The organism is Pseudoalteromonas apostichopi, from assembly GCF_030297135.1.
Classification (GTDB): domain Bacteria; phylum Pseudomonadota; class Gammaproteobacteria; order Enterobacterales; family Alteromonadaceae; genus Pseudoalteromonas; species Pseudoalteromonas apostichopi.
Window position 1 is genome coordinate 2,927,758 of the sequence record NZ_AP028065.1, and the last position, 17,463, is coordinate 2,945,220.

The 17,463-nt window shown below is 40.6% G+C and carries 15 protein-coding genes; 8 read left to right on the forward strand and 7 right to left on the reverse strand.

What is annotated here, in order from left to right; genetic code table 11:
• Positions 1-4 precede the first annotated feature (4 nt).
• Positions 5-2,218, reverse strand: a complete 2,214-nt coding sequence (locus tag QUE86_RS13185; protein ID WP_286257755.1) for a CapA family protein — start codon at positions 2,216-2,218, stop codon at positions 5-7.
• 329 nt (positions 2,219-2,547) lie between these two features.
• Positions 2,548-3,201, reverse strand: a complete 654-nt coding sequence (locus tag QUE86_RS13190; protein WP_130051927.1) for an OmpW/AlkL family protein — start codon at positions 3,199-3,201, stop codon at positions 2,548-2,550.
• Positions 3,202-3,435: 234 nt separating this feature from the next.
• On the opposite strand from QUE86_RS13190, the gene QUE86_RS13195 reads away from it, so the two are divergent.
• Positions 3,436-4,854, forward strand: coding sequence for an MATE family efflux transporter (locus tag QUE86_RS13195; RefSeq protein ID WP_178926768.1), 1,419 nt, complete (start codon positions 3,436-3,438; stop codon positions 4,852-4,854).
• Positions 4,855-4,924: 70 nt separating this feature from the next.
• Positions 4,925-6,103 carry a succinyl-diaminopimelate desuccinylase gene (gene dapE, locus QUE86_RS13200; protein WP_178926769.1) on the forward strand — a complete coding sequence of 393 codons (1,179 nt, stop codon included), beginning with the start codon at positions 4,925-4,927 and terminating at the stop codon, positions 6,101-6,103.
• A gap of 51 nt (positions 6,104-6,154) precedes the next feature.
• On the opposite strand, the gene olsF is transcribed toward dapE, so the two are convergent.
• Positions 6,155-7,873 carry a bifunctional ornithine lipid synthase OlsF gene (olsF, locus tag QUE86_RS13205; RefSeq protein WP_286257761.1) on the reverse strand — a complete coding sequence of 573 codons (1,719 nt, stop codon included), beginning with the start codon at positions 7,871-7,873 and terminating at the stop codon, positions 6,155-6,157.
• Between the two features lie 123 nt (positions 7,874-7,996).
• Here olsF and QUE86_RS13210 point away from each other — a divergent pair, with 123 nt between their 5' ends.
• Both QUE86_RS13210 and QUE86_RS13215 read left to right on the forward strand, forming a co-directional pair.
• The gene (locus QUE86_RS13210; RefSeq protein ID WP_167658479.1) at positions 7,997-8,917 is read left to right on the forward strand and encodes a 2-hydroxyacid dehydrogenase; all 921 of its coding nucleotides are present in this window, start codon (positions 7,997-7,999) and stop codon (positions 8,915-8,917) included.
• A gap of 93 nt (positions 8,918-9,010) precedes the next feature.
• A complete protein-coding gene (locus QUE86_RS13215) occupies positions 9,011-9,145 on the forward strand; it encodes a hypothetical protein (protein ID WP_256854724.1) in 135 nt (44 codons plus the stop codon).
• Positions 9,146-9,368: 223 nt separating this feature from the next.
• Here QUE86_RS13215 and smrA read toward each other — a convergent pair whose 3' ends face one another.
• The 3 genes from smrA to QUE86_RS13230 form a co-directional block, all read right to left on the reverse strand.
• On the reverse strand, positions 9,369-9,950 hold the full coding sequence (gene smrA / locus QUE86_RS13220; RefSeq protein WP_130051923.1) for a DNA endonuclease SmrA: 582 nt from the start codon (positions 9,948-9,950) through the stop codon (positions 9,369-9,371).
• A 148-nt stretch (positions 9,951-10,098) separates the two neighbouring features.
• The gene (locus QUE86_RS13225; protein ID WP_036969134.1) at positions 10,099-10,344 is read right to left on the reverse strand and encodes a hypothetical protein; all 246 of its coding nucleotides are present in this window, start codon (positions 10,342-10,344) and stop codon (positions 10,099-10,101) included.
• Positions 10,345-10,444: 100 nt separating this feature from the next.
• Complete coding sequence (locus tag QUE86_RS13230) at positions 10,445-10,888, reverse strand: hypothetical protein (RefSeq protein WP_130051922.1); 444 nt, start codon at positions 10,886-10,888, stop codon at positions 10,445-10,447.
• Between the two features lie 151 nt (positions 10,889-11,039).
• Between QUE86_RS13230 and QUE86_RS13235 the strand changes: the two genes are divergently transcribed.
• Positions 11,040-11,423 (forward strand): response regulator, encoded by a 384-nt coding sequence (locus tag QUE86_RS13235; protein ID WP_054561914.1) that lies wholly within the window; start codon positions 11,040-11,042, stop codon positions 11,421-11,423.
• Between the two features lie 100 nt (positions 11,424-11,523).
• Here QUE86_RS13235 and rpsT read toward each other — a convergent pair whose 3' ends face one another.
• Positions 11,524-11,784, reverse strand: a complete 261-nt coding sequence (rpsT, locus tag QUE86_RS13240) for a 30S ribosomal protein S20 (RefSeq protein ID WP_054561913.1) — start codon at positions 11,782-11,784, stop codon at positions 11,524-11,526.
• 285 nt (positions 11,785-12,069) lie between these two features.
• On the opposite strand from rpsT, the gene murJ reads away from it, so the two are divergent.
• The 3 genes from murJ to ileS all read left to right on the forward strand — a co-directional run bounded on the left by murJ (position 12,070) and on the right by ileS (position 17,459).
• Positions 12,070-13,608: a murein biosynthesis integral membrane protein MurJ gene (gene murJ, locus QUE86_RS13245; protein ID WP_353506595.1), complete on the forward strand. Its 1,539-nt coding sequence runs from the start codon at positions 12,070-12,072 to the stop codon at positions 13,606-13,608.
• 73 nt (positions 13,609-13,681) lie between these two features.
• Positions 13,682-14,608: a bifunctional riboflavin kinase/FAD synthetase gene (ribF, locus tag QUE86_RS13250; protein WP_130051921.1), complete on the forward strand. Its 927-nt coding sequence runs from the start codon at positions 13,682-13,684 to the stop codon at positions 14,606-14,608.
• A gap of 25 nt (positions 14,609-14,633) precedes the next feature.
• Positions 14,634-17,459 (forward strand): isoleucine--tRNA ligase, encoded by a 2,826-nt coding sequence (ileS, locus tag QUE86_RS13255; protein ID WP_130051920.1) that lies wholly within the window; start codon positions 14,634-14,636, stop codon positions 17,457-17,459.
• Positions 17,460-17,463: the final 4 nt, after the last annotated feature.

The following is a 17,463-nucleotide window of genomic DNA, read 5'->3' on the forward strand; positions in this document are numbered from 1 at the left end:
CTCCTTAATCAAGTACAGTGAATGTAAGCTTTAAACTTACCTCACCACTTGAATTGACTTTTAAAAAGTCGAAACCGTGCATTTTATCGGTCTTCCATTGTCCGTTTTTTAGGTTAATACTTTGCTGCCAGCTAATCATAGCGACATCATCTAGGCGAGTGATTGCTTCACCTGTATTCGGTGGATAGTGCCTAAACTGTAATTTTACGCCACGCGGGGGGAGCTCTTTAGGCCCAAGTGTCTTTTCATCTGAAGGTAAACTAAAATCATAGCTAAAAGCGTGCCATGGCTGATCGCCTCCTTCGCTGACTGGAACTAGGTTTTCTGCAAAGGTAAGGTCATCGATTTCAGTGGTATAGGTCAGTAATGCCTCGAACTGTCCACCATTTTCAGACTGTAAATAGGTTAGTAATGAAAAGTCTTTACTGAGATCAAGCTCGCCTGCTTCATCGGTTAACTCCATAACTCGCATTGTATGTCTAAATGGAATGATAGAAGGAGTATTATCAAATTTATCACGAGTTGAGCACAGTGCTTGCAAGCCATTAAATGGGTTATCAGTGCAAGGTAAAACGCTTTCACTACTGTGATCCCAGCGACTTACTTCAAACGCTTCGGTGTCATTGTCCCAATCTTCAAAATCACCAAACACCATAATATCACGGCCAAGTAAAAGGTTATCAAGCGCTTCATTGTTCACTTCAATAGATGAAACATAGGCTGCCGATGATGGCGAATACTGTCTTAAATCGATGATGTCTGTAGTCGCGTCAATATCAATGGTCACTTGCTGAGATTTTTTACTTGCTTGATTAGCTGTAAAGTATATCTCTGCGTAGTTTTCACGGGGGATAAGGGTAATATTATCATCAGAAAGCTCAGCGATTCTTCTCAATAAATAATGACTTAAAAAACCGTTTGTGAATCGAGGCTTATAGTCCTCTAAATATATTGGGTAGGCAAAGCCGCGATTAATAGTTTGGCTTTGGGTATCAAGATCAAGCATCACAGCAAGACCTAACAAAGTGTCAAGTCTAGGCTGGTCAAATACAAAATTACCTAAACCTAATATGGCCGGTATTTTATTATATACAGCAAACCCTTGAGCAATATGAGGATGATGGCCAATTAATAAATCGGTGTTCTGCGAAGAAAGAACCTTAAATCGGCTACCTATATAGGGTGAAGGCGTATATGAGTATTCATCGCCACCATGCATTTGTGCGATTACAAAATCATTAGGATCAAGTTGCTCAAGTACTGCTCTAACTTCTTCTGAGTTAGTCAAATCCGCAGCCCCACCTTTATTCGCATCAGCGACATACGTATATTGGTGCTCTTTTCCCGTAATTGTGGTTGCTGCAAAAAGTGTTAAGTTAACATCTTCAAGGTTATGTGAGACAGTTTTAAATGCTTCAGAGTCGTTAAGGCCTGCACCGCTATTAAGAAATCCTGCACTTGAGACTTCAAGCAAGGTATCTTCAAGGCCATTTTGCAAATAGTCATAGATGTGATTATTACCGAGGCCGACATAATCAATGCCAATTTCAGTTAGGCTTTGCAATGATTCTGGTAATGAAAAGAAACTGAACTCTTTGGTTGGGTGTACATTCGTTGGCATTGTCGTCACTGGCGACTCAAGATTGACTGATGAAAAGTCAGCAGCCCTAAACAGTGCTGCCACTTGGTTGGTAATCGCAATACTGTCTTCTCGCGCTGAGTCAGGTCTAATTAGCGCATTACTAACATCAGGTACTGATGTACCCATGGTGTCTAACTTGGGGTCTAGAAAACGTCGACCAAACATTGTATCACCTGCAAATAGCAAACTCTTTGAGTTAGCAGGCTTTGTTTCTAACTGAATATGGGAAGTGAAAAAGTTAGGCTGATTTACTAAAATGCTCGCTTTAGGGAAATAGCCTAGTTGTGTAATGAAAATTGCATGGTTACCAAATGAAAGGTTATTGATAGAGACTCGTCCATTTACATCAGAGAGATACTCTTGAGCTGCTACAGAAACAGTTACATTACTAAGAGGCGCTTGATTCTCATCTGTTATAGTAAATTCGACGTCAGTAGAACCAGCAATTAATGCTTCACGGTCACTAATTGAATCTTGCTTTTGTTGTTGTGGTTTATCTTCATTGGGGTCTTTTACTTTACATGATAATAAAGTTGCGCAAAGAATTAACACCAAGGAATTAATAACTATTCTCAATTAACACCTCAAGCTGACACCTAGTTTAGTTTAAATAGGTCAAAATTATTACGGTCATTTTATAATTGCGTAGGGGTGGGAACAACACGTCTAGGGCTCTGAAAATTCAGATATTGCAGTCAAAAACGGTAAAAATGAGAAGCGTTAACTAAATAAAAATTAAAAACTAATGATATAAAATGGTTTATTTTTGAGGTGCAACCTAAATTCATTAGTTGGTCAGAGAGGATACACTAAGCTAGTTTTTAATATGGAATTGGCTATGAGAATTAAATAAAAAAGGCCAATATATGGCCTTTTTGTGCGTATGGGCTTTCACAAAATGAAAGTTAGAATTTGTATTTAACACCGAACATAGCAACAACTGGGTCGATTTCTACAGTTGAAGTTAATGCTTTTGCGCCGTCAGCATAAACTGTAGCGTCTGTATCGATGTCGATTAGTGAAACCATGCCATGAAGGCCCCAGTTTTCACTCATCATGTAGTTAAAACCAGCTTGAGCTGCAAAGCCAAATGAATCATCTAGTTTAACTTCTACATCGTCAGTACCTAGTGTTGCTTTTAAAGCTGCTGAAGGTTTCTCATCAAAGAAAGTTGTATAGTTAAGACCAACACCCACAAATGGACGGAACTTATAAGTTGAGTCTAAGAAGTGGTATTGCGCTAAAAGTGTTGGTGGTAAATGTTTGATTGTCGCAATTTTGTTACCTGCTAAACCACCAGCACCTTGAACATCATGACTAAAAGGTGTTGCTGCTACTAATTCAATTACCCAATTGTCATCAAGCGCATAATCTACAGTAATACCTAATTGAGTATCATCATCTGCACGTAGACCTAATGTTGGTGCTTCATTGATTTTTGAACTGTCGTTATCAGGGTTTACATTAATTGCACCTACGTTCACGCTTAAGTTTGCGTTTGCAACAGGAGAGAGTGCTAATAGTGAAGTAAGTAATGCAATGCTTAATTTAGTTTTCATGTTGTTCTCCGCGAACTACTTGTCTTATTTGGTTGACGCTATTATTACCAAGTTGAAGCGGACAAAACCTGTTCTAGATCAAAGTTTCAAAAATGTTTGAACTAAGTGAAGGCATTTATTGATTTAGATTAAGTTTTTAAGCGGGTACAGCAAAAAAAAGATTGACTCTTATTGACTCTATATTCATTTACGGCTGGTAAACTAACGGTGTTATTTGCTTATTAGGTGTTTTTCATGGCTGATCCCCAGCATTTATTTCTTCATGGCTCGATTTCAAAAGCGCTACTTAAATTAGGTATCCCGATCATCTTAATCAATATTTTGCAGTCGGCTTATCAGCTGACCGATGCATTTTGGGTAGGACGTTTAGGGGCAGAGCAAGTAGCTGCTGTTTCTGTCAGTATGCCTGTTACTTTTTTAGTGATTGCTATTGGCTCTGGGTTGGCTATGGCGGGCGCTATTTTATCTGCTCAATATATGGGAGCTGGCCAGCAAGATAAGGTAAATCATGTTGCTGCGCAAACCATGTTAATGGTGACAATAACCGCAGCCTTACTTGGCTTAATTGGCTATGTGCTATCACCTTACTTTTTGACTTTATTAGGTGTTGAAGAGCAAGTGTTTGGTGATGCCCTAAAATTTATGCATGTATCATTTATTGGCGTTGTGTTTGTGTTTATTTATGCCATGTTTCAAGCTCTAATGCGTGGCATAGGGCAAACCAAGGTGCCGCTTTATATTGTAAGCGGTACTGTGTTACTCAATTTTGTGCTCGATCCCTTACTGATTTTTGGTTTTGGTGAGTTCTCTGGCTTTGGCGTAATGGGGGCTGCATTAGCTACACTTATCACGCAAAGCTTAGCGGCTGCAATCGGAGTATGGGTGTTTTTACGTGGCCGTCATGGTATTCAACTTAAACTCTCTAGTTTTAAACCAGACTGGCAATATATGAAGCAAGCCTTCTTTTTAGGGGCTCCTGGGTCGGTTGAACTATCAGCGAGAGCATTTGGTTTAATCATTATGTCGTTTTTGGTGGCTAGCTTTGGTACGCATACCATTGCCTCTTATGGTGTAGGATCTAATATTTTGCAAATGGTGATGATCCCAGCAATGGGTCTTTCAATGGCTGTTTCGACCTTGGTTGGTCAAAATATGGGGGCGAGAAACCCACAGCGTGCTGCACAAATAACACGTTTAGCCTCGCTTTGGGGGCTGCTAGGCCTGACATTAGTAGGCGTTATAGCTTATGTATTCGCTGAATACTTGGTGGCTTTTTTCATTCCCGATGATGAATCTGTGATTGCTGGTGGTGCAGAGTTTATCCGCGTTATGTGTTTAACTTGGGGCGGAATAGGCGTACAGCTTTGCGTGGTTGCTGCATTTAGAGCTTCAGGTAACATGCTTAATGCTATGGTTGTCTCACTGCTTTCACAGTGTGTTATCCAATTTCCAACAGCGTATATTTTGTCTAAACATACCTCACTTGGACCGCAGGGCATATGGTATTCCTTTGCAATCACCAATGTACTCGTGGCGCTAATTACTTATCTTTGGTTCGCAGCAGGTCGTTGGCAACGAACACAATTAACGAAAGAAGACAAAGAGATTGCTAAGGTGACCCAAGAAACACTCATCGAAGAAGGAAATCATTAATTTAACTTTCACACTGCGGTCATAATCTCTCGTTGTAATAACCCAAGCTTTCTAAATGACTAGGGTTATTATGAGTTTGGTATCAAATGTTGAATTAGTATCACACCCATCAGCACAGTTTGAGGTGGTAAAAGCATTACAAACCTTGATTCGATTTAAATCGGTAACACCTGCTCAAGCAGGCGCGATTGATTGGCTTGAGGACAAGTTAAGCCAATTGGGCTTTGAATGTGAGGTGTTTAGCTTTAATCACGTTACTAACTTAATCGCTAAAGTAACCTTTGGTGATGGGCCTGTTGTTGCTTTTTCGGGTCATATTGATGTGGTGCCTGCCGCTCAAGGTGATTGGCGAGTTGACCCTTTTAGCGGCGAAATAGTTGAAGGCAATATTTATGGCCGTGGCGCGGCAGATATGAAAGGTGGTGTTGCTGCAATGTTTTGCGCAACCAAACGCTTTTTAGCGCAAAATAGCAATAAACGCGGCACATTTTACTGGTTAATAACCTCAGATGAAGAGGGCGAGGCTGAATACGGCTCTTTATTGATTGCTGAGCGTCTAGCCAAACAAGGCGTCGTGCTTGATGGTTGCCTAGTTGGCGAGCCGACGAGTCACTTGCATGTTGGTGATACCATTAAAAATGGCAGACGTGGCGCATTGTCTGCTCGATTATCTATTCAAGGTAAAGCTGGACATGTTGCCTATCCAGAAAACACCATAAACGCAGCGCATTTAAGTGCAGAGGTTGTGAAGCGCTTAACGGCAATTTGCTGGCACAAAGATGAAGCTGGCTCGGCAACAACACTGCAAGTGACCGGAATTAATATTGCTAATGTGGTAGATAACCTTGTTCCTGCTCAATGTGAGCTCAGTTTTAACGTGCGTTATAGTCATGGCTATAAAAGTAAAGACGTTAAAGAAGAAATTCAGTTTGCATTGGCAGATTTAGCATCGCAGCTAACGCTTGTTTGGGAGCGCCCGTGCGAATCATTTTATACCATGCATCAAGCAAGCAATTGCTTATTGCAGCAGCTTGAACAAGCTGTGCATGAAGTAACTGGCAGCTTTCCTATGCTTAGTACCAGTGGTGGCACATCTGATGGCCGCTTTTTTGCTAATGAGCACACGCAAGTGATTGAATGTGGCGTGAGAAACCATACTATTCATCAAGTTAATGAACACGTTCCCATTGCAGATTTAAAAGCCATTGAGCAAATATATTTAGCTGCGCTTAGAAATATATTTAATTAAAAAAGAAAAAGTCGGCGCGCTTGCCGACTTTTTTTAGTTATTTTATAACGACTATTCGCGTATCTGTCCTAAGTAGCGTTTGGCTTTACTCGCTTTCACTTTATCTAAGTCGACAAGCACTAAACCATCAATGCAGTTATTAAACTCAGGGTCGATACTAAAACTTAAAAATTGTACGCCACCTGGCTCACAAAGTTCTGTATATTGTTTGAATAAGGTAGGGACTTGCGCGCCAATATTGGCGAGTACATGCTTAAGTTCAACAAAATCTTCTTTAATATCATCCCCAGCGAATAACTGAGCACATTGTTCTTTTTGTGATTCGGTATGACGATATTCATTGTTTGGAATTGCTAACACTTGTTTTGCACTATAATAATGCTGGTAATAATGAACGAGTAGCGATTTAGCTTGCTCGGGGAGTGCGTTAGATACACTGACTGCACCAAACAAGTAGCGGTATTGTGGGTAACGATTAACAAAGGCGCCGATGCCGAACCACAAATAGTCTAGGCTCTTTCTGCCCCAGTATTTGGGTTGCACAAAGCTGCGACCTAGCTCAATGCCTTTTTCAAAATACGGATCCATATCATCGCTGTAGCTAAATAGGCTATCAGTATATAAACCTTTGCGGCCATGTTTTTCTATAATATCTTGTGCGCAGGCAAGTCGGTATGCGCCGACTAGTTCAAGTTGCTTAGCATCCCACAGTACGAGGTGTTTATAATCCATGTCGTATTTATCTATATCTCGGCGTTTACCACTGCCTTCACCGACTGCACGAAACGCAATTTCACGAAGTCGTCCTAGCTCACGGAAAATTGGTGAGCTACCACAGTATTGATATAGGTAAATTTTCATACCATCAGAGGTTTCACCCAATAACTCACACTCTTCAATGGCTTTTTTTAGATCTTTTGTTGCTTCTGGACTTGCAATGGGGGTTTGCGTCTTTAACGGCAGAGGTTTTTTAGTGATAAGTCGATACAGTTGCTTTCTTATAAGCTGGGCTATTTCTTTATCTTTTAAATTCTCAATTAAATATGACTCAGGAGGGATGGATGCCCCAATTTCAAACTCTAGTGACTTCTGTCGCTGTTTAAACATTTCTTTGACTAATAATAAACTAGCTAATGGTTTATAAATCATTGAAGTGCCATAAAATAGTGGGCTGTTTTTCGCTTTGATATAAATTGGCAAAATAGGTGCGTTGGCTTTTTTTGCCATCCTTAAAAAGCCAGAGTTCCATTTACAGTCTTTTATTCCGGTTGGACTTAACCTTGAAACTTCACCGGCAGGGAAGATTAATAGCGCACCGTCTGATTTTAAATGCTGTTGGATATTAGCAAGCTCTTTCTTTTTACTTGTGCCAGAGAGGTTATCAACGGGAAGAAGTAACGAGTGCATAGGGGTAATAGACATCAGCATACGGTTTGCAACGACTTTTAAGTCAGGGCGCACACTTGATAATACTTTTATCAGCGCTAATGCATCGAGTGAACCAATAGGGTGGTTAGCCACAATGACGACATTACCCTCACTCGGAATATGTTCCATTTGCTTAGGCTTGTAGCGCGTGTCAAAGTCCAGCTCATCAAGTACTTGCTCTACAAACTCTAGTCCTTGTAAGTGTGGGTATGCATCACCAAAGGCAACAAACTCTTGCTCATGTAATAAATAACCCAGACCTTTCTTTACTAAGCCTTTTACTTTTGGTGAATTTTCTAACTGTGGTAAATTTGCTTCTATTACTTTATCAACACTGATCATACAAACCTCAAACATAAACGCATTCAGCGATGAGGTTAGGGTAAGAGTTCGCTGTGACAGTTAGGTTGCAGTTGTGTGACTTTTTAAAGAGCGCTTCGAGTACGAGGCAAAATGGAGAAGACAATGATTTTACTTGTAGCTGTAACTGGCCGAGATTGCAGCCAATTAATTGCCCGATTACAAGCGTTATTACCAGAGGTTGACGTGCAGCTTTGGTCTGAGTGTACTGACTACGAAGCAGTTGAATTTGTACTGGCTTGGAATGCCCCTGCTGATTTATGGCCTAAGCTGGTAAATTTAAAAGCGGTTTCTTCATTCGGTGCAGGCGTTGATAGCATCGACTTAACGAAGATAGCAGCGCATGTTCCCGTTGTTAGAATTGTTGATGATAACCTTGCAAATGACATGGCAGAGTATGTGTTGACTCATGTGTTAGCACACAAGCTTAGGCTTAAAGAATATTATTTAAAACAATCAGCCTGCACTTGGAAGCCAAAGCGAGCGTATTCACATCAACATGTGGGTATCTTGGGTTATGGCGAACTAGGTAAAGCCTGCGCTAAGCGTTTACTTCGCAACGGTTTTCAAGTAAGTGCTTGGTCTAATAGTGAAAAACATGATTCTGAGGTGAATACGTATTACACGCAGCAGGGTTTGTATGAAATGCTTGGTCAAATTGATTTTCTCGTTTGCTTACTTCCACTTAATCAACACACTCAGGGCATTATCAATAAATCACTTCTTAGTAAACTGCAAACCCATGCAGTGCTAATTAATGTTGCCAGAGGCAAACATGTGGTTGATGAAGATTTACTGAGGGCACTTGATAGTGAGCAATTACGAGGTGCAACGCTTGATGTATTTAGTGAAGAGCCATTACCTAAAACACATCCATTTTGGTCTCATGAAAAGATAACCTTAACGCCTCATTGCGCTGCATTATCAGATTTAGAGTCAGTCACTTTGCAAATTGCGGGTAATGTTAAAAGATTAATTGAGGGTAAAAATCTAATAAATCAGGTTGATAGAACAAAAGGTTATTGACGCATTACAAATTAGTTTAATAAACACCTTGTTAACATCTGTAACTTTGCTATTCTGTTGTTGCTCAATAAAAAAACAATAAAAAGAGGCGTTATGAAATCTAATCAAGGTGGGGCTAAATTTAGCCTAGTCGTAGTGTCAGTTATCGTTCTAGGTGTGTCAGCATGGTTTAATCAAGCTAATGCATCTGAGCAACCAGCTCAGGCCATTGATATTAGCCAATCATAACCACAAATCATTGTCAGCTAGTGCAGCATGTATAATACCAATCCGTAATAATACTTAATCTTTTTGAGGGATTAAACCTGTCGCTAACTAGGTTAAAATTTTTCATTTAGAACAACTAAATAACGAAATTTTTGCCTTGTTATCAACGAGGCTATGTTGCCTCAAAATAGACTACTAAATTAAGCGTATTGGTATAAATGCTGCACTTCAATCGCTTATTCAACTAACTTCTTTTTGAATGTATTTCTCTGTTCTCGTGTTTTTTCTCGTCTGACTTTTTAATCATTACATACGTTGCACCGCTACCACCATGATGTTTAAGAGCACTATGAAACGCTAAAACGGCTGGAATTTCTTGCAGCCACTTGTTGGTGTAACTCTTTAAAATACCCGGCTGTGATTTATTTTTAATGCCAATGCCATGGCGAATTAGTACAACCCGAATATTTCTTTTATGGCAGTCATCAATAAAGTTAAATAGTGTGCTGCGAGCTCGTTGCAAGGGCTGACCATGTAAATCAAGGGTAGCGTCAAGTTGATATTTTGCTAAGCGAAGATTTTTATATACTTGCCCTTGAACGCCATCTTTCTTAAATGCCAATATGCTATGCGGATCTAACAGCTCGACGTATTCACTACGTAAATAATTTTCATCAATTGCTAAATCACACTCTGCGGCTTTACGTTTTTCTTGTTGTGCTAACGAAGGACCTTGCTTTTTGGAATCAAATTGAACTGTGTCATGTTCAAGAGGTTTGACGTCTTCCATTGATGAGAGAAATAAGTCGAAGTCGTTTAATGACATAAGGTACCTCCAAATTATTTATATACGCCGTTTATGGTATCTCAGTTCAATTATTTTGTAAGTAAAAAAAAGCCCAAACAGAAGGCTGTTTGGGCATAAAAGATGATAGATGGGATAGCCTATTCTATCAATTTATCTTAGGAGAAGATTAACCTTGATTGATATTCAATTGGCCAAATGTGTAGACCTTGAATAAATAAAATGTGTTGATCAACACCAAGCTCATATTCGAGATAACGCTTGATGACATCAGATCTAAACTAAACGATAAAAATAATAAACTACACGCGCTAATTGCCGCAAAACGCAGTAATGTGAGCTGGTTAATAAAAAATGCACCTAGCCCTAGTGCAAGTAATGTAAAGTTTAAAAGCCAATCTAGCTCGTTTAGCATGGTCGTATCTGATCGTGTCTGTGTTGAAAAAGGAGCGCCATTATGGTGATCTTTTACACAGCTTTCAACCAAGTAATTTTTAATTTTCGGATTAGATTTTTTAATCTATTAATAGCTTTTTCATTGCTGCAATAAAACCGCTTTGTTCTGTTACACGATACTTCTGACAAGTATCTGGTTTATGCTTATCTTGGCATAAGTATATAGTGTTGCGGCTTAGGTCTGCGCGCGGGCTGAGGCTTGAATCAAATAAGTTTGCACCATAGCCAAAAACACCTGGCCAAAATACACTTTGTGAGACCATACCAAGCTTTTCATAAGTGATTAACATCGGTTTTGGTGTAATTAATAGAATTAATACAACAGCTGCGAGTGCGTACCAACGTGTTTTGCTTTTTTTAAGTTCTACTTCAGGGGCTGTTTGTTGCGCTACTTGTGCGCGAGCTTGTTGTTGATTTGACGGTCTTTGGCGCTTGGCTTGCGTTGGTTTTTTTCGTTCAGGTGTTTTACCAAGCAAAGATTGTTTTTTTATTTTATTAGACATAAAGCTTATCTGGCCTTTTAAATGTAGGTATCTATAATGAGATTATAACGAAGTTTTTGATATAATAGTCAAATTCAAATCACTTATAGGTTAAATGCGTTACACTCTTGAGTGCAATGAGTGTTTATCTTCATAGTTTAAGAGGAATAGTATGGATACGCAGCTTTCAATTCTTATTGTGGACGACGTAGGCACGGTTCGCAGTTTTTTAAATCAAACATTAATGCACCTAGGTATAGACAATGTGCGTGAGGCTTCTACGGCCGCGCAATGTTTAAGCGCATGCAAAGAAAAAGAATTCAATATTATCTTTTTAGATATTGAATTACCTGATGGTGACGGTAAAGAGATTATCTCACAAATCAATGAAATTTCGCCTGAAGCAAATGTGGTCATGGTTTCGGCCCATTCGACAGTAGAAAATGTTAAAGAGGCGATCGAAAAGGGGGCTAAAGGATTTGTTGTTAAACCTTTTACACCTAAGAAAATTGCAGCGATGCTGAAGAAGTTTTACCCTGAGCTGGAAATTGTCTAGCGAATTAATTTAATGAGGTAAATTGAGCGATTACTTTGTTAAATTCTAAATAAAAAAAAACCGGCATAAGCCGGTTTTTTATATATTCATCAAAAACAAATTATAGCGCTTTGATTTTAGCTGCTAAACGGCTCTTATGACGAGCTGCTTTGTTCTTGTGGATTAGACCTTTAGTTGCGTAACGGTCTAGGATAGGTGTTGCAACAGCGAATGCTGCTTGTGCAGCTTCTTTGTCGCCCGCTTCAATAGCAGTAACTACTTTTTTGAAGTAAGTACGCATCATTGAACGACGGCTTGCGTTATGTTGACGATTTTTTTCGCTCGTAATAGCGCGTTTTTTTGCAGACTTGATGTTAGCCAAGGTTTGCTCCTAACAATCTTAAAATAAGCTTAATTTAAAGGCCGTGGAATATGCCTGTTTTTATCATGAATGTCAACGAAATTTTGACATCTCAAGAAAAACTGCTCCTTATAACGAACATCAATTTGCCGCTTTAGCAGTTAATATCGCCATTGTAACAAAGGGTCGGGTTCGAGCCTAGTGCTTTAAAGATATTTTAGGCATAATCGCCCATCTTAGAGGTTTTTTGATAATAGGTTTAAGGTGGCAAAAGGATTATTTCGTTCTGGGATGATTGTCAGTGCAATGACAATGATTTCGCGTATTTTAGGATTAGTGCGAGATGCTGTTGTAGCGAACCTGCTTGGCGCCAGTGCCGCTGCAGATGTATTTTTGTTTGCCAATCGTATTCCTAACTTTTTAAGACGTTTGTTTGCCGAAGGTGCATTTGCACAAGCCTTTGTGCCGGTTTTATCTGAAATAAAAGAGCAACAAGGTGATGACAAAGTCAGGCTGTTTGTTGCTCAAGCTGCTGGCACTTTAGGAACTATTTTATTAATTGTTACCTTGTTTGGGGTCGTTGCTTCCCCTGTCATAGCAGCCCTATTTGGCACTGGCTGGTTTATCGATTGGTGGCAAGGAGGCGAAAATGCTGAAAAGTTCGTACTTGCCAGTGCGCTTTTAAAACTGACTTTCCCGTATTTATTTTTTGTAAGTTTAGTTGCCCTTAGTGGTGCGGTAATGAACGTATATAATCGTTTTGCTGTTGCGGCGTTTACTCCAGTGCTGTTGAATATATCGATCATTAGTTGCGCTATCTTACTTCATGATAAATTTTCGGTAGGGGCATATGCGCTTGCTATCGGCGTGTTTGTCGGTGGTTTAGTGCAGTTGCTATTTCAATTGCCATTTTTATACCGTGCACGCATGCTGAGCCGCCCAAAGTGGGGATGGCAAGATGAAAACGTTAAAAAAGTCCGAAAACTAATGCTTCCTGCGTTGTTTGGTGTTTCTATCAGTCAAATAAATTTGTTACTCGACACCATGATTGCCTCAATGTTGATGACAGGCTCTATCGCTTGGCTTTACTACTCAGACCGTTTAATTGAGTTTCCTCTTGGCTTATTTGGTATCGGTATCGCAACGGTAATTTTGCCGGCACTGTCAAAGTTGCATAGCACCAAAAGTACTAGAGATTTTCAGCTGACCTTAGACTGGGGAGTACGGTTTGTTATATTTTTAGGTTTGCCTGCCATGTTTGGTTTAATGGTGATAAGCCCGCTAATTATTACGGTTTTATTTGACCATGGCGCGTTTCAGGACGGTGAAATTGATCATGTGAAAGCGGTAAGTTACGGTGTGATGGCCTATTCTGTGGGATTGGTTAGTTTCATGTTGATCAAGGTGTTAGCCCCCGGCTTTTACTCTCGCCAAGATACTAAAACCCCCGTAAAAATAGGCATTAAAACACTCGTGTTGAATATGGTGTTTAATATTATGCTAGCACCATTTATCGGTTATTTGGGGTTAGCGTTGGCAACAGCGATGTCGGCCAGTTGTAATGCTTATTTGTTGTATCATCAACTGCGTAAAGAAGGGGTCTATCAGTTTTCAGTGATGAGTTTAGGTTTTACATTTAAGTGTTTGTTTTCAAGTATATTAATGGCTGCTTCGGTGTGGTTTGTTGGTCAGCAATTTGCGTGGAGAACATGGCACTTTACTGAGCAAGTGCTGCTGTTGAGCGGGTTATTAGTGTTGGCGGTTTTTGTGTACTTTGCGGCCTTATTCATTTTAGGTGTGCGACTAAATACGATAAAAAGTGTTGCAACTACTGAATCAAACTAAAAAAAAGATTATAATCGGCGTTTCAAGCTCGATATCAATGTTTTGGGCTCGCTTATAAAGGCAAAAAGGTGGCATGGAGTTAATTAGAGGTATTCACAATATTCGCGCGCAGCACTATGGCTGTGTGTTGACCATTGGTAATTTTGATGGCGTGCATTTAGGTCATGCTGAAGTGATTAAAGGCTTGCTTCAAGACGCACAAAAACATCAGTTGCCAAGTACCGTGATGTTATTTGAGCCTCAGCCACAAGAGTTTTTTGCCAAAGATAATGCACCAGCGCGTTTGACTCGACTTCGTGATAAGCTCAGCTTACTTGCTAAATTAGGAGTGGAGCGGGTGATTTGCATTAGTTTCAATCAGCAATTTGCCAATATGGAAGCCGAGCAGTTTGTTAGTCATGTACTGGTTGAAAAATTAGGTGTCAAAGCATTAACCGTGGGCGATGACTTTTGCTTTGGTAAACGTCGCCGTGGTGATTTTGCGCTACTGAAAACTATGGGCGCTGAGTTAAACATGGATGTGAAAAGTACTGCAAGTTTTCGCAGACTCAATGATAGGGTGAGCAGTACTCTTATTCGTCATGCGCTTGCTGCAGGGCAATTAGAAGATGCTAAGACCATGTTAGGTCATGGATACGCAATTTCTGGGCGCGTTATTCATGGTTGGGCAAAAGGCCGTGAATTAGGGTTCAGAACCGCCAATATTGCATTGAAACGCCAAGTATGCCCTGTGAATGGGGTGTTTGCGGTGCGAGCAAAAGTTGGTAATAAAGAATTATTTGGGGTTGCAAATATTGGCAACAAACCCACATTTAATGGGACACGTGCATTGTTAGAAGTTCATCTCTTCGACTTTGCGCAAGACATTTATGGACAATTCATGCACGTGGAGCTAATCAAGAAGCTTCGCGATGAGAAAAAATTCGAGACATTAACACAACTGACGGCGCAGATTGCAGATGATGTAACCGCCGCTAAGCAGTGTTTTGGTTTAAATTAGGTAGCCGATACGGAAAGTAGGATTAATGAGCGACTACAAACATACTTTGAATTTACCGGAAACAGCGTTTCCAATGCGCGGCAATTTGGCACAACGTGAACCAAAGATGCTTAAGACATGGTATGAAGACGATCTATATGGTCAAATTCGCAGCGCTAAAAAAGGTAAAAAAACCTTCATTTTGCATGACGGCCCTCCGTATGCAAACGGTGATATCCATTTAGGCCACTCGGTAAACAAAATCCTTAAAGATATTATTGTTAAGTCAAAAACCTTGTCTGACTTCGACGCACCTTATGTGCCGGGTTGGGACTGCCACGGTTTACCTATTGAATTAATGGTTGAAAAGAAAGTAGGCAAGCCTGGCGTGAAAGTGTCTGCCGCTGAGTTTCGTGAAAAATGTCGCGCATACGCCAAAAAACAAGTTGAAGGTCAAAAAACAGACTTTAAACGTCTTGGTGTATTTGGTGACTGGGACAAGCCTTACTTAACAATGAACTTTGACTTTGAAGCGAACGCAATTCGCGTACTTGGTCGCATCATTAAAAATGGTCACTTACATAAAGGTGCTAAGCCTGTTCACTGGTGTACAGATTGTGGTTCAGCACTCGCTGAAGCGGAAGTTGAATACCAAGATAAACAGTCACCAGCAATCGATGTTCGTTTTGAATTTGCTGATCAAGACGCTGTTATCGATGCGTTCGAACTAGCAGAGGGCCATCATGGCACTGGTGCTGTTAGTACCGCCATTTGGACGACAACACCTTGGACATTACCAGCTAACCGTGCAGTAGCAGTTCACGAAAAGCTTGAATATGCCCTAGTTCAAGTTGATGACGAAGGCGCACAGCAGCGTTTAATTTTAGGTTCAGAGCTAGTAAAAGATGCAATGGACCGTTATGGCTTTAAGCATTACCATGTACTAGGTTATGTAAAAGGTGCGGCACTTGAGAATTTACAGGTTGCTCACCCGTTCTATGACTTCACAGTGCCTGTAATTGTTGCTGATCACGTAACGACTGATTCTGGTACTGGTGTTGTTCATACTGCGCCTGGTCACGGTCAAGAGGATTTCGCGGCAGGTCTTGCTTATGGTTTAGAAGTTGCTAACCCTGTAGGTGCAAACGGTGTTTACTTACCTGACACACCTATGTTCGCAGGTCAGCACGTATTTAAAGCAAATGCGAGCGTAATTGACGTATTAACTGAAAACAATGCGTTATTACACCACCATGCGCTTACACATAGCTATCCACATTGCTGGCGTCATAAAACACCAATTATCTTCCGTGCTACGCCACAGTGGTTTGTAAGTATGGATCAAGCTAACCTTCGTCAAGATTCATTAAATGAAATCAAAAAGACTGAGTGGTTACCTGAGTGGGGCGAGAGCCGCATTGCAAACATGGTTGAAGGCCGTCCTGATTGGTGTATTTCACGTCAACGTACATGGGGTGTGCCAATTGCATTATTTGTTGATAAAGACACAGGTGCGCTTCACCCAAATACGCAAGAGCTAATCGAAGAAGCCGCAAAACTGGTTGAGAAATCAGGTATTCAAGCTTGGTATGACTTAGACCCTGCAACCTTGCTTGGCGATGACGCTGAGCAATACATGAAAGTACAAGATACTCTAGATGTATGGTTTGACTCAGGCGTGACTCACGCATGTGTGGTTGATGCTCGTGAAGATTTAACGAGTCCGGCAGATCTTTATTTAGAAGGTTCTGATCAACACCGTGGTTGGTTCATGTCGTCAATGATGACTTCGGTTGCTATCAATGGTCATGCGCCATATAAGCAAGTGTTAACACACGGTTTCACAGTTGATGAAAACGGTCGTAAGATGTCTAAATCATTAGGCAATGTAATTTCGCCACAAAACGTGATGAACAAACTAGGTGCTGACATCTTACGTTTATGGGTTGCATCAACTGACTTTACAGCCGAAATGACTGTATCTGATGAAATCTTTAAACGTTCAGCTGACCGTTACCGTCGTATCCGTAACACCAGCCGTTACTTACTTGCGAACCTTAATGGTTTTGATCCTAAAACGGATCAAGTTGCAATTGAAGACATGGTTGAGCTTGATCGTTGGATTGTGGGTCGTGCAGCTGAGCTGCAAGATGAAATCTTAGCGGCTTACGACAAATACCAAATGCTGCTTGTAACACAAAAGCTAATGAACTTCTGTACCGGTGAGCTTGGTTCGTTCTACCTAGACGTAATCAAAGATCGTCAATACACAGCTAAAAGCGACAGCCATGCACGTCGTTCATGTCAAACTGCGCTTTACCACATTGCTGAAGCAATGACGCGTTGGATGGCACCGATTTTAAGCTTCACTGCGCAAGAAATTTGGGAAGCATTACCAGGTGAGCGTGACAAGTTTGTATTCACTTCAGTGTGGTACGATGGCTTGCAAGCCTCTTCACAAGGTAAGTTCAGCAATGATGATTGGTTAACAATCCTTAATGTTCGTGATGAAGTAAACCGTGTGCTAGAAGCTGCTCGTAAAGAAGACGTTATTGGTGCAACACTACAAGCAAACGTAAGCATCTACGCTAGTGAAGAGCTAAGCTCGAAATTAGCTGCATTAGGTGATGAGCTGCGCTTTGTACTATTAACTTCAGGCGTGACAGTTGAAACAGTGACAGCGCAGCCTGAAGGTACTCAGGCGACTGAGATTGATGGTTTATTCATTAAAGTTGCCGCAACAACTGCTGAAAAATGTGAGCGTTGTTGGCATTACTGTGATGATGTAGGTGCTGATCCAGCACACCCTGAAATCTGTGGCCGTTGTGTAAGTAATGTTGACGGCGATGGTGAACAGCGTCAGTTCGCATAGGAGT

Excerpts from the sequence above, each read along its gene's own strand:
- QUE86_RS13195 (WP_178926768.1), top strand. The coding sequence starts at position 3,436 with ATGGCTGATCCCCAGCATTTATTTCTTCATGGCTCGATTTCAAAAGCG.
- ileS (WP_130051920.1), top strand. The coding sequence starts at position 14,634 with ATGAGCGACTACAAACATACTTTGAATTTACCGGAAACAGCGTTTCCA.
- QUE86_RS13210 (WP_167658479.1), top strand. The coding sequence starts at position 7,997 with ATGATTTTACTTGTAGCTGTAACTGGCCGAGATTGCAGCCAATTAATT.
- QUE86_RS13235 (WP_054561914.1), top strand. The coding sequence starts at position 11,040 with ATGGATACGCAGCTTTCAATTCTTATTGTGGACGACGTAGGCACGGTT.
- murJ (WP_353506595.1), top strand. The coding sequence starts at position 12,070 with ATGACAATGATTTCGCGTATTTTAGGATTAGTGCGAGATGCTGTTGTA.
- dapE (WP_178926769.1), top strand. The coding sequence starts at position 4,925 with ATGAGTTTGGTATCAAATGTTGAATTAGTATCACACCCATCAGCACAG.
- QUE86_RS13225 (WP_036969134.1), bottom strand. The coding sequence starts at position 10,344 with ATGCTAAACGAGCTAGATTGGCTTTTAAACTTTACATTACTTGCACTA.
- QUE86_RS13215 (WP_256854724.1), top strand. The coding sequence starts at position 9,011 with ATGAAATCTAATCAAGGTGGGGCTAAATTTAGCCTAGTCGTAGTGTCA.
- QUE86_RS13190 (WP_130051927.1), bottom strand. The coding sequence starts at position 3,201 with ATGAAAACTAAATTAAGCATTGCATTACTTACTTCACTATTAGCACTC.
- olsF (WP_286257761.1), bottom strand. The coding sequence starts at position 7,873 with ATGATCAGTGTTGATAAAGTAATAGAAGCAAATTTACCACAGTTAGAA.
- QUE86_RS13230 (WP_130051922.1), bottom strand. The coding sequence starts at position 10,888 with ATGTCTAATAAAATAAAAAAACAATCTTTGCTTGGTAAAACACCTGAA.
- smrA (WP_130051923.1), bottom strand. The coding sequence starts at position 9,950 with ATGTCATTAAACGACTTCGACTTATTTCTCTCATCAATGGAAGACGTC.
- ribF (WP_130051921.1), top strand. The coding sequence starts at position 13,682 with ATGGAGTTAATTAGAGGTATTCACAATATTCGCGCGCAGCACTATGGC.